This window comes from Megasphaera intestinihominis, from assembly GCF_040096415.1.
GTDB classification, from domain to species: domain Bacteria; phylum Bacillota; class Negativicutes; order Veillonellales; family Megasphaeraceae; genus Megasphaera; species Megasphaera intestinihominis.
This window is the reverse complement of record NZ_JBBMEU010000069.1, coordinates 1-10,925: the sequence shown is the minus strand read 5'-3', so window position 1 is coordinate 10,925 and position 10,925 is coordinate 1. Positions and strand designations below refer to the sequence as shown.

Here is a 10,925-nt window from a genome sequence, read left to right as displayed (position 1 = left end):
AAATTAAAGCGGGCAACGTTCATGCCGGCTTTAATCATCTTTTCGATAATTTCCGGGGTATTGGAACTGGGGCCTAAAGTGCAGACGATCTTTGTTTTTTTCAGCATATCTATTCTCCTTGCTTCTATTTAATGTAATCGGATGATTCTCGTTCAGCTGACGGCGCGGATGAGGTTGAAGACCTGCTGGGCCGTATTGGTCATATTGCGCAGGGCCGTTTCTTTATTCATGGCTTCTTCCAGCGGCATGGCCTTATCGACGATAGAAAAGAAAGCATCAATGCCCTGCCGGTTGCATTCAGCAGCGTCGGCGGTCGTGCAGCCTGCCAGGGCGATGACTTTGGCACCGTATTGTTTAGCCAGTTTCGCTACACCAATCGGTGCCTTGCCCATAGCCGTCTGGGCGTCGAGGCGGCCTTCGCCGGTAATGACGTAATCGGCATCCTTGACGGCATCGGCCAATCGGATGGAATCGAGGACAATCTGGATACCTGAACGCAGGCGGCCGTTCAGATAAGCCAGGAAGGCGAATCCCATACCGCCGGCTGCACCGGCACCGGCTGTCTGGCTATAGTCATGACCGGTATAAGTCTGGGTGACGGTGGCAAAAGACCGGCTGGCATCGTCCAGGACTTTGACATCCTGCGGCGATGCACCTTTCTGGGGCCCGAAGATATAGGCGGCGCCCCAATTTCCGTACAACGGATTGGTCACATCACAGGCGACATCGAAGGTACAGTCTTTCAGAGCCGGCAGACCTGGGAATCATCGACAGAAACAATGTGCCCCACTTCCTGTCCGCCTAAACCGACAGGCTGGCTCTGGGCATCTCGGAAAATATAACCCAGAGCCTGGAGCATACCGACGCCGCAGTCACTGGTCGAGCTGCCGCCCAGGCCGATGATGAAATGGCGGATACCCGCTTCTATAGCCTGCGCCATGACCTGACCGACGCCATATGTCGTCGTGTGCAGGGGATTACGCTGTTCTTCCGGCACCAATCCCAGCCCGGCTGCACCAGCCATTTCAATGACAGCCGTTTCCATCCCCGGCAGATAGCCGTAAGGACAGGAAACAGCTTCACCTAAAGGCCCCTGGACGCCGACATAGCGGAGCTGGCCGTTCAATCCGTCGACGAGGGCTTCGACGGTTCCTTCGCCACCATCGGCCAAGGGTTTGACGATGGCCTGGACAGGATGGCCGCCATAGGCTTTACGGACGCCGGCCTCAATGGCCCGGCCGGCTTCGACGGAAGTCAGGCTATTTTTCAAGGAATCAATGGCTACAACGACTTTCATGATGATCTCTCCTCTATCTGCAAATTCGTAAGACTGTGTTTCTCTATGCCTATAGTGTAGCAAAAGAGGTCATCCCTTTCCATGTTATGAGACACAATATATTGTCATTATTTTTATTTTCTAAACCAAGGAAGAGTGGCAATGTAAAGGGGCACGGCATCACAGAATACCCGTGGGTCGAGGCCGGTCTTCCCAGCAATCCGCTTCAGCCGGTATTGCATGGTATTCTTGTGGATGCAGAGAATCCGTGCCGTCTCCTGGATGGACAAATCCTGCTGATAATAGGCCTGGAGTAAATGGATATCGCTGTCCGTCAAAAGGTGACAAATATCCTGACAGTAGCGGCGACGCACGGCACCATCCAGACTTTGCAGCAAAAAGGCCAATTTCATATCATCGGCGTGGACGCAAAAGACCTGCCGGTCCCCGGCTGCCTGCAAAGCCATTTTGGCAAAACGGTACGATTCGTAGATACGGTGGAAAGCTTCTTCCATCCCGATACCGGCCAGGATTTCCGGATAGAACCATTCTTTCCACTGAGGCAGTTTTCTGTCCCATTCTGCATAGCCCCTGCTGGGAACGAGGACAACGAAAGTATTCGGATAAACATAAGTATATAAGGAAACCCCCAACTTCTGACAGAAGCCGGCCATTTTCTGGCGAAACGCTCCAGCCTGCCGGAAACCATCATGCCAACGGAAGACGACGGCCGTATAGCAGCTTCCCGCCAATTCAGGCTGATCTTCAGCCAGCTGCTGCACCGTATCTTCATCGCGATAAATCAAGGCCATGACCTGGCGGCTGCGATGCGCTTCTTCGCTGAAGGCCTCCTGACTCAGGCGTTATTCCTTGAGGAAGACTTCACAAATTTTCGTCAGCAAGAAACCGTACTGACCGACGACAGCCGGATTCCCGGTAATCCCGATGACGCCCAGGACCTGATGATCCATGATGATAGGATAATTGACCCCTCGGCTGACGCCGTCCTCAAGCCGGTCTTCCTGAACAGTCTGGACCTGCCCGGTCCGGGCCGCAACGTGACCGGCTTTATGGTACGTTCCGATACGTCCGCTATCCGTACTAGCCATGATACGCCCATGACGGTCGATGAAGTTGATATTCCAGCCGACAACAGCCCTGGCCGAATCGACGATTTGCTGGGCCAGTTCATCCGTAATGCGTACTTTCACCTGAATACCTCCCTTTCCTCCTGAAAAAATCTCACGACAAAACCACGTCCAAAGCCATCATCAGGGTAAATCCCAAGGCAAAAGACAGGACGCCGATGTCAGAGTGTTCGCCGGCCGACATTTCCGGGATGAGTTCTTCGACGACGACATAGCACATGGCACCGGCAGCCAGGCTGAGGAGATAGGGCAGGACCGGTACGATGAAGGCCGTCATGGCAATGGTCAGGGCCGCACCGATGGGTTCGACGATGCCCGACAGGACGCCGCCGAGAAAGGCTTTGTGCTTTCCGACGCCGGCTGCCTTGAGGGGCATGGAGATGATGGCCCCTTCGGGCAGATTCTGCAAGGCGATGCCCAGAGACAAGGCCAGGGCCCCGGCGGCGCTGATGCCCGTCTGCCCGGCTAAAAGCCCGGCATAGACGACGCCGACGGCCATGCCTTCGGGGATGTTGTGCAGCGTCACGGCCAGGACGAGCATCGTCGTCCGCTGCAAGTGGCTGTGCGGTCCTTCAGCTTTTTCACTGTACATGTGCAGATGCGGCACCAGCCGGTCCAGGGCCAGGAGCAGGAAGATGCCCAGCCAGAATCCGGCCACAGCCGGCACAAAGGCGAACTTCCCTAACGGCGCCGCTTCTTCCATAGCCGGTATCAAGAGGCTCCAAATAGAGGCAGCAATCATGACGCCCGACGCAAAACCGGTCAGCCCTCGTTGGACCTGACGATCCAATTCCTGTTTCATGGCATAGACGCAGGCCGCTCCCAAAGACGTCCCGGCAAAGGGGATAAGGATCCCTATGACAGCATTTTCCATAATAACTTTCCCTCCCTGTATCTCATTTAGCTATATTTGATACTTAATATCGTTATAATTTCATTATACACGAAAAGAGGCCGTCGTACAAAGGCAGCCTCTTTTTTTCTGCAAACTATGAACGCTTATATTACAAACTTTCATCTAACGCACTTTCGCCGCTGATTTTCCCGGGCAGGACCAGGGACAGGACCAGGCAGATCAGGACCGGTACGAGCCAGCCCAGGCCGCTGTCGCCTAAGGGCAGGCCCTGGATGAGGGCAGCCGCCCCGTCGAGATGGAAGAACTGAGCCGCAATGTCGATGGCCGATACCAGGCCGGCAGCGGTGACAGTACAGCGCATGCCCAGTTTCGACAAGCCGACGAATTTATTGATGATAGTCAGCATGACGACGGAAATGGCAATGGGATAGACGAACAACAAGAGGGGCAGCGTGACCTGGATGATCTGGTTCAGGCCGAGATTGGCCAGGACCAGGCTGACCAGGCAGATGAGAGTGACGTATTTCTTATACGACAGGACTGGGAACTCTTCGGCAAAGAAGGTCGAAACGGCGGCGATGAGGCCGACGGTCGTCGTGAAGCAGGTCAGCGTGACCATGACAGCCAAAAAGGCCATGCCGACAGTCCCGAAAATCTGGAATGATGTCTGGGATAACACATAGGCGCCGAGATTGACACTGGCGTCTTCATAGACCGACTGGGGAATAGGAAAATGATTGCCCAAGAGGGCCAGTCCCAGATAGAGCCCGCCCATGAGGACGGCGACGGCAGCACCGGCCATCCAGACGCTGGCAACGTGTTCCTTTTCCGACGCGAAGTGGATCCGCTTCATGGCACCCAGGGCGATGATGCAAAAGGCAAAGGAGGCCAGGGTGTCGACGGTGTTATAGCCTTCGACGAAGCCGTTGCCGAAAGCCGAAGCGGCGTATTTCCCCATAGGAGCTGCTGTAGACGGCGTCGTATAGGCGACCATGCCGACGATGATGAGCAGGACGATCATGATAGCAAAGATAGGCGTCAATACCTTGCCGACGCGGTCCAGGAGTTTCGACGGCGTAATCGACAGCCACCAGGCGCAGATGAAATAGAGCGTCGTGAAGATGGCCAGCGGCAGCATGCCATCGCCCGTGATGGGCAGGATACCAATAGAAAAGGACGTCGCCGCCGTCCGCGGGATGGCCATGAGGGGCCCGATGGCCAGATACATGAGCGTCAGGATGACCAGCGAAAAGAGCGGCGAAATCTTATGGTTCATTTCCGCCCGGAAACCGCCGGGGTTGAAGGTCCCCATGATGACGGCAATGACGGGCATACCGATGCCGGACAGGAGAAATCCCAGGACGGCCGGCATGAACGACGAACCTGCCTGAAAACCTAAAGAAGGCGGGAAAATAAGGTTCCCCGCCCCGAAAAACATGCCGAACAACAGCAATCCGACTTGTGCACCATTTTTTAACATGAGCAGATAACACTTCCTTTACAATTTTAATTTATTCCTGTAAATCTTTATTGTTACATTGTAAATTTTTAAGTGGTTTCTGTCAATATCTGCTATTATAAAAAGTTAAACGATTTATTTTACGATGACCTTGGCTACAGCCTGAGCGACCAGGCGTTCCCCGTCCGGTTCGGCCTGGAGCATGTTGAGATACATGCAGGACAACTGGGATTCAACATAATTCTTGAAGTAATTGAACTTCGCACCCTGGCTGTCGCCATCGCTCATGCCGTACTGCTGGACAGCTATTTTCTTGAGCAGGGCCGACGTCTTCTGGCCGGCTGGTGAGCTGAGTACCCAGTCATGGTCACCGAGATGAACGATATAGCCTTCCTGACTGTGCGGCGATGGCAGGCCATTGCCCATCTTGTTGAGGACGCCATAAGCGACGGGGGCTTTCTGAGCCATGAGAGACGCGGCTTTCAGCCAAGCTACGACGTCTGCTTCCCCTTTAGCATCATTCGGGGCCCCATGGGCACAGGCCTGAGCGACGACGACATCCGGCAGCAGGCTGCGGTACATCGATTCAGCGATGGAAATGACATGATGTGCCCCCTGGCCGGCAATCGTATATTCCTTCAGGGATGAACCGTCGGGCTGCCACTGGAAGACGAAGGGTTTCATGATATCGTGAAGCAGCTGGCCGGCTAAGGCCGTGTCCGTGTGGACGTCATAACAGAAGACGTCTTCATACGTATGGATGACTTGAATTTCGTCTTCATGCTGGTCCTGCCCTTCGGCGTCCTCTTCAACCTGCCACTGGTCCTCATCGTCCTGGCCAAGCTGGATTTCATCACGTCTGCCATGCTGGCCAAGAAACGGAAATACATCATCCTCCTGGCCGTCATCACGCCGACGACAGACATCCTGTCCCAGTGCCTCCTGGCCCTGCCCATGATCGCCCTCCTGGAAATCAGCCGCCTCATCATCCGCTATGGCCTGCATCGGTAAGGGTTCGTGGCTAGTGGTTCGTGGCTAGTGGCTCGTGGTTCGTGGCTCGTGGTCCGTAGGAGGTTGTCTTTATAGTTTGCAGTACGGAGCTTGTAGGGGTCGCCACGTGGGCGACCTGTTAGGAATTGGGATAATTCTTCTAGCAAACGGGTCGGGAAATCGTACATATCCCAGAGCGGGCGCCCCACGTGGGAGCCCCTACAAGAAAAAGGGCTTGTCGTCGTGCGACAGCGCCTTTTTTGTGCTATACTAACGACGTACGTCATTTTGACGAATTTAGGGTAAAGAGGAATGACAGCATGGAAAAGAATTTTGACATCAATCAGCAGGGCTACAGCATCCGCTGCAAGCTGCTCATCAATGATAATGATAAACAGACGCGCACTTTCGACAATGTCGTCATCGTCACGCACGGCTTCGGCAGCCACAAGGACACGGCCGGGACGGTCCATTTCGCTGAACACTTGACGAGCAAATACAAGAACTACGCCGTCATCGCCTTCGACTGGCCCTGCCACGGCGCCGACGCCCGCAAGAAGTTATCCCTCCCGGAATGCATGAACTATCTGACCTGGGTCGTCGACTACGCCAAGACCGAGCTCCAGGCCAAACACATCTACAACTATTCGACGAGTTTCGGCGCTTACATCACCCTGCGCTACCTCATCGAAAAGGGCAATCCCTTCCAGAAAATCGCCCTGCGCAGCCCAGGCGTCAACATGTATGAAAGCATGAGCAACCATGTCTCCGACGAAGGCTTTGCCAAGCTGAAGAAGGGCAAGGAAATCCAGGTCGGTTTCGAACGCAAGATGAAAATCGACCAGGCATTTATGGATGATTTGAAGAGCTTCGATGTCCGTGACCACGAATACTTCGATTTTGCCGAAGATATCCTCATCCTCCACGGCACGAAGGATGAAATGATTCCCATCGACCTCGTCCGGGAATTCGCTGAAAACAACGTCATCGAATTCGTTCCCGTCGAAGGGGCCAACCACCCCTTCCAGAACCCGAACCACATGGCCCTGGCCATCCACAAGATCATCGAATTCTTCCATGACGACAAGGCCTGATGGTGCCACCGCCGTTCCTAGAACGAGCCGCCACCGCCGCCGTGGTCGTCGTCGCTGCAGTCAGCGTCACTGTCGAAATCAGGCAGGTCATCATCGGCCGGACGGGCCTTGGCAATGTGCTGGACGGTCATGAAGACGAACGTATCGCTGCTGTCGGTCAGATGGAAACTGCCGGCGTCGACATAGGCATCAGCCGCCGCGGCTTGGCGGACATTGCTCATCCGGCTGATGAGATAGGCCCGGAAAGCCACGCCGCCACCCACAGCCAGGACGAGGGCCACGACCAGGGCCAGGGGGCTGAAGGCATCGGCCGGGTCATAGGCCTTGCCCTTTTCCTGGTAATAAGCCAATAGTTTTGCCGACGACTGGCCATAGGCCTCGAAGGCTTTCGCATAATGACCGTCCTTCAAGGCCGGCAGGAAGGCATCCTTGAGATAAGGGATGCCTTTTTTATTGCTGATTTTCTCCTTCATGGCCTTGTCTGTCGCAACATACCAGTCATGGCGGTCCATGGCCAGGAGCAGGACCATATTGCCGTTCTGGCCGTCCTTATAGTCCCGGTCCAGGAGCTGATTGGCATAGGTTCCGGCCTTGACGCCCTTCGTCGAGGCGACGGTGACTACAGCGACGCGTACACCATATCTTGCTTCTGTATACTGCAAGACGGCCGTCACTTCAGCCTGTTCTGCCGGCGTGAGTAGATGGGCGCCGTCGGACAGGCTCGGCGCTGCCGCTGCGGCACCAGCCGTCGTCAGGACCACGACAACTATGGCAAGGATTGTTTCTTTCAACCATTTCCACATCGTACTCACTCCCTTCATAACAGGCCCGACCAGACCATGACGAATTTCACCAGGAAATACAGGATTGGTACCAGGACGGCGGCCAGGGCCGCGCCGTATTCATAGGACTTGGCCTTGTCATACCGCAGGGAACCGACCATCCTGCCAGTCTGGCCATTCATCATGAAGGTGTAGGCTTTGCCGTCATAGCGCGTCGTCAAGATCCAGACCGGCGCCATGGCGTATTCCACGGTCCCTTCGTCTTTATGGACGACGCCGTCTTCAAATGTCCGGCGCTGATGATTGTCGACTGTCTCTTCCAACATGGCGAAGGCACTCTGCGACAGCCGTTCATCGGCCCTGGGGACGGCAGCGTCGGCGTCGACGTCGTATTTATCGGCCAAGTAACCGGCGAAATAGGCCGGACTGAACGGGACCATTTCGCCGTAGTCAAAGGGCTCGATGCTTTCCATATATGTATCGTCCATCTTCTGGCTGCCGTCGACAGGGATGCGATGGAAGGCCAGAGAGCCCGTCCGGTCACAGTGGTAGATGCTGGTTTCGATAATCGTTTCGTCCGGCGTCTCAAAGACGGCATCGTCTTCGGCCCGGAAAGCTGCCGACGCCGTGACCTGGGCATGGAAGAGCCAGAACGGAACGTACATGGGCTGGATGGCTTCGACGCGGTTGTCAGCCGTAAAGGCCTTAGGCAGGAGCCAGCGCCCTTGATAGAACTTCTTCAGCGCCGCTACGGCTTCGTCTTTCGTCTTTTTGAAAGGAATGACGTAATCGGGCTTGAGCATCCCTGAAAAGCGGCTGGGAATGAGAGTCGGATTGCCGCAGTAACAGCACTCTGTGGCCATGGTATTCTCATCGCAGACGATTTCGGCGCCACACGACGAACACGTGTAGGTCTGTAAATGAGCCGCTTCGTCGTCGCTCCAATCCTGGCCTGCCGCTTCCGTCTTCCAACGGACCTTGCGGGCCGCATCAGCTTCGGCAGCCCGCGCTTCTTTCTGGGCATAGATGGCTTCCAGGGTCTGGACGTCGAACTTCGTATCGCAATAGTCACAAGTGACGGTCTTGTCTTTCGGCTTGAATTGCAGCGGTGCGCCACAGTTCGGGCATTGATAGCTGACCGATGTATCCGCCATGACCCTCACCTTACCTTTCCGGCTTCTTTGCACCGCAGTTCATACAGAAATTCCCCGTATTGACAGTCCTGCAGGACGGGCAGGTCCAGTTGGCCGGAACCTGGGGCCGCGGCGCGCCGCAATTGCTGCAGAAGTTGCCCGTATTCCCGGCCTGGCCGCATTTCGGGCAGGTCCAGGCAGCGGCGGCCTGCGGTTTGGGACGGCCGCAGGCCGTGCAGAAGTTCCCCGTGTTGCCGGCCTGACCGCAGGCACAAGTCCAGCTGCCGGCCGGCGCAGCCTGCGGCATCGGCGAAGGCGCCTGGGCCGCCTGGCGGGCTGCCAGTTCCTGGGCCAGGCCGGCGCCGGCCTGATTGGCCATATTCATGCCCATATAGCCCATGGCAGCACCCATGCCGCCTTCATTGGCTGCAGCCGTGCGCATGGAATCGGCCGTCGCATCGACGAGGGTCCCCAGGCCGATATCGGGCCGAGACATGGTCAAGCCCATCTGAGCTTTCTGAATCTTTTCTTCGTCTTCTTCATTGGCTTTGACACTGTTGATGCCGATAGATACGATTTCGATGCCCCGCAGGTCGCGCCATTTCGGCGACAGGACTTCATTCAGGGCCTGAGCCAGTTCCGGCGTATGGCCGGGCAGCTGGGAATAGTCGATGTGCAAGGCTGAAATCCTGGCAAAGGCCGGCTGCAGGGCCGTCAAGAGTTCCGATTTGAGCTGACTGTCCAGGCGGCTCCGTTCGTAGACGTCGACGTCATTGCCGGCCACGTTCGTATAGAACAGGATGGGATTGACGATGCGGTAGCTGTATTCACCGAAGCAGCGCAGGCGCATGAGCAGGGCCAGTCCCGTCGTATCGTCATAAGACTTGAAGGGCACTTCACTGGGCGTACCGTATTTATTGCCGATGATTTCCTTAAGGTTGACATAGTAGACGCGCTGGTCCTTGCCCGTATCGCCGCCAAAGGCAAAGCGTTCCTTCATCTGGCGGACGAGCAGGCGGAACGATTCGCCCAGGTCACCGGCATAGTCGCCGTCGAAGATAGACGCTTCCGTCGACGCATCGTATGTATATTCGCCCGGTTCAGCGCAGACTTCGACGATTTTTCCCGATTCGACGATGAGCATGCACTGGCCGTTGTTGACGGCAATGCGCGAGCCGTTGGAAATGATATTGTCTTCGCCGTCCGTATTGCCGCTGCGGCCATGACGGCTGGTCCGTTTCTGACCTTTGGCCATCAAGATATTTTCATTCAGGCTGTCACAGTAAAAAAACTCTTTCCACTGGTCGGCCAGGACGCCGCCGACAGAACCGATAGCTGCTTTGATCAAACCCATGAAGAATCCCTCCCATTATATAATATGATAAGATGTCTATTTTTCGTCTTTCTTCTGCCAGAGGCGGCTGCCAAAGAGACCCGCTGCCAGCAGACAGACCATGATACCGGCTACGATGAGGCCGTGCGGATTGAAGTGGATGAGGTCGTAACCCAGCCAGACTTCCATACAGACGGCCAGGAACTTGCCGGTCATCGTCGCCGCCGCATGTTCGCCGAAGCGGACACGGCTCAGGGCACAAAGGGCGGTGACGACGAAATTCGGAGAATAGGGAATGGCCCGGAAGAAAAAGATAAGCCGGAAATCGATACCGCGGTTCAGCTTGGACAGCCAGCGGCTCTTATCGACCAGGACCTGTGCCTTGCGCCGGAAGACATAGCGCATGATGACAAAGGCCAGGATATTGCCGATGACCTGACCAGCCCAGGAAATGAGGATGCCCGGCAGGAGGCCGAACAAGATGCCATTGACCGTGACGAACTGGACCGACGGCAGGCCGGTCATGTTGGTCAGGACGATGAGCAGGATCATGAGGACCACGGCAATACTGCCAAAAGAAGAAATATACGACGTCAGCCCCGGAATATCATGACTCACCGTCAGCTGCCATAACGTGCTGTAAAACGAAGGAATGGCCCAGTGGATCGCCAAAAACAAGGCCACGATCAGCCCCAGCGTCAAAGGCTTCATCAAATTCGCAATCATCGATCGATTCATCATTGTCTCACTTTCTTGAAAAGTACTCATAAATCCAAGGTGACCCCAACGGGCCGCCTTTCAGGACGGCCCCTACGGCCCACTAGCCACTAGCCACTAGCCACTAGCCACTAGCC

The 10,925-nt window shown here is 55.7% G+C and carries 14 protein-coding genes; 2 read left to right on the top strand and 12 right to left on the bottom strand.

Annotated features, from left to right (window positions below; translation table 11 throughout):
* The 8 genes from WMO23_RS09750 to WMO23_RS09715 form a co-directional block, all read right to left on the bottom strand.
* Nucleotides 1–107 (bottom strand): pyruvate kinase (locus WMO23_RS09750; RefSeq protein ID WP_288643836.1); only part of this gene is annotated, 107 nt, incomplete at its 3' end.
* A 45-nt stretch (nucleotides 108–152) separates the two neighbouring features.
* Complete coding sequence (locus WMO23_RS09745; RefSeq protein ID WP_204365343.1) at nucleotides 153–713, bottom strand: glycerate kinase family protein; 561 nt, start codon at nucleotides 711–713, stop codon at nucleotides 153–155.
* Nucleotides 714–742: 29 nt separating this feature from the next.
* The gene (locus WMO23_RS09740) at nucleotides 743–1,297 is read right to left on the bottom strand and encodes a glycerate kinase family protein (RefSeq protein ID WP_204365342.1); all 555 of its coding nucleotides are present in this window, start codon (nucleotides 1,295–1,297) and stop codon (nucleotides 743–745) included.
* Nucleotides 1,298–1,410: 113 nt separating this feature from the next.
* Nucleotides 1,411–2,088 carry a PucR family transcriptional regulator gene (locus WMO23_RS09735; RefSeq protein WP_036200699.1) on the bottom strand — a complete coding sequence of 226 codons (678 nt, stop codon included), beginning with the start codon at nucleotides 2,086–2,088 and terminating at the stop codon, nucleotides 1,411–1,413.
* Between the two features lie 51 nt (nucleotides 2,089–2,139).
* Complete coding sequence (locus tag WMO23_RS09730) at nucleotides 2,140–2,487, bottom strand: sugar diacid recognition domain-containing protein (protein WP_036200702.1); 348 nt, start codon at nucleotides 2,485–2,487, stop codon at nucleotides 2,140–2,142.
* 31 nt (nucleotides 2,488–2,518) lie between these two features.
* Nucleotides 2,519–3,298, bottom strand: a complete 780-nt coding sequence (locus tag WMO23_RS09725; RefSeq protein WP_292108310.1) for a ZIP family metal transporter — start codon at nucleotides 3,296–3,298, stop codon at nucleotides 2,519–2,521.
* 130 nt (nucleotides 3,299–3,428) lie between these two features.
* Nucleotides 3,429–4,760 carry a branched-chain amino acid transport system II carrier protein gene (gene brnQ, locus WMO23_RS09720; protein WP_020310354.1) on the bottom strand — a complete coding sequence of 444 codons (1,332 nt, stop codon included), beginning with the start codon at nucleotides 4,758–4,760 and terminating at the stop codon, nucleotides 3,429–3,431.
* A gap of 114 nt (nucleotides 4,761–4,874) precedes the next feature.
* Entirely contained in the window at nucleotides 4,875–5,423 is a 549-nt protein-coding gene (locus tag WMO23_RS09715; protein WP_292108311.1) for a hypothetical protein, read from the bottom strand.
* Nucleotides 5,424–5,495: 72 nt separating this feature from the next.
* Between WMO23_RS09715 and WMO23_RS09710 the strand changes: the two genes are divergently transcribed.
* Both WMO23_RS09710 and WMO23_RS09705 read left to right on the top strand, forming a co-directional pair.
* A complete protein-coding gene (locus tag WMO23_RS09710) occupies nucleotides 5,496–5,750 on the top strand; it encodes a twin-arginine translocase subunit TatC (protein WP_020310352.1) in 255 nt (84 codons plus the stop codon).
* A 299-nt stretch (nucleotides 5,751–6,049) separates the two neighbouring features.
* Entirely contained in the window at nucleotides 6,050–6,823 is a 774-nt protein-coding gene (locus WMO23_RS09705) for an alpha/beta hydrolase (protein WP_292108313.1), read from the top strand.
* A gap of 17 nt (nucleotides 6,824–6,840) precedes the next feature.
* Here WMO23_RS09705 and WMO23_RS09700 read toward each other — a convergent pair whose 3' ends face one another.
* The 4 genes from WMO23_RS09700 to WMO23_RS09685 are packed head-to-tail and all read right to left on the bottom strand — an operon-like array spanning nucleotide 6,841 to nucleotide 10,782.
* A complete protein-coding gene (locus WMO23_RS09700) occupies nucleotides 6,841–7,626 on the bottom strand; it encodes a TPM domain-containing protein (RefSeq protein WP_292108314.1) in 786 nt (261 codons plus the stop codon).
* Nucleotides 7,627–7,640: 14 nt separating this feature from the next.
* Complete coding sequence (locus WMO23_RS09695; protein WP_020310349.1) at nucleotides 7,641–8,759, bottom strand: TFIIB-type zinc ribbon-containing protein; 1,119 nt, start codon at nucleotides 8,757–8,759, stop codon at nucleotides 7,641–7,643.
* A gap of 10 nt (nucleotides 8,760–8,769) precedes the next feature.
* Nucleotides 8,770–10,092 (bottom strand): SPFH domain-containing protein, encoded by a 1,323-nt coding sequence (locus WMO23_RS09690; RefSeq protein ID WP_020310348.1) that lies wholly within the window; start codon nucleotides 10,090–10,092, stop codon nucleotides 8,770–8,772.
* A gap of 36 nt (nucleotides 10,093–10,128) precedes the next feature.
* Entirely contained in the window at nucleotides 10,129–10,782 is a 654-nt protein-coding gene (locus WMO23_RS09685; protein ID WP_292108315.1) for a TVP38/TMEM64 family protein, read from the bottom strand.
* Nucleotides 10,783–10,925: the final 143 nt, after the last annotated feature.

Coding starts and splice junctions, on each gene's coding strand:
- WMO23_RS09740 (WP_204365342.1), bottom strand. CDS start 1,297: ATGAAAGTCGTTGTAGCCATTGATTCCTTGAAAAATAGCCTGACTTCC.
- WMO23_RS09735 (WP_036200699.1), bottom strand. CDS start 2,088: ATGGCCTTGATTTATCGCGATGAAGATACGGTGCAGCAGCTGGCTGAA.
- WMO23_RS09725 (WP_292108310.1), bottom strand. CDS start 3,298: ATGGAAAATGCTGTCATAGGGATCCTTATCCCCTTTGCCGGGACGTCT.
- brnQ (WP_020310354.1), bottom strand. CDS start 4,760: ATGTTAAAAAATGGTGCACAAGTCGGATTGCTGTTGTTCGGCATGTTT.
- WMO23_RS09715 (WP_292108311.1), bottom strand. CDS start 5,423: ATGAAACCCTTCGTCTTCCAGTGGCAGCCCGACGGTTCATCCCTGAAG.
- WMO23_RS09710 (WP_020310352.1), top strand. CDS start 5,496: ATGGATGACTTGAATTTCGTCTTCATGCTGGTCCTGCCCTTCGGCGTC.
- WMO23_RS09705 (WP_292108313.1), top strand. CDS start 6,050: ATGGAAAAGAATTTTGACATCAATCAGCAGGGCTACAGCATCCGCTGC.
- WMO23_RS09700 (WP_292108314.1), bottom strand. CDS start 7,626: ATGTGGAAATGGTTGAAAGAAACAATCCTTGCCATAGTTGTCGTGGTC.
- WMO23_RS09695 (WP_020310349.1), bottom strand. CDS start 8,759: ATGGCGGATACATCGGTCAGCTATCAATGCCCGAACTGTGGCGCACCG.
- WMO23_RS09690 (WP_020310348.1), bottom strand. CDS start 10,092: ATGGGTTTGATCAAAGCAGCTATCGGTTCTGTCGGCGGCGTCCTGGCC.
- WMO23_RS09685 (WP_292108315.1), bottom strand. CDS start 10,782: ATGAAGCCTTTGACGCTGGGGCTGATCGTGGCCTTGTTTTTGGCGATC.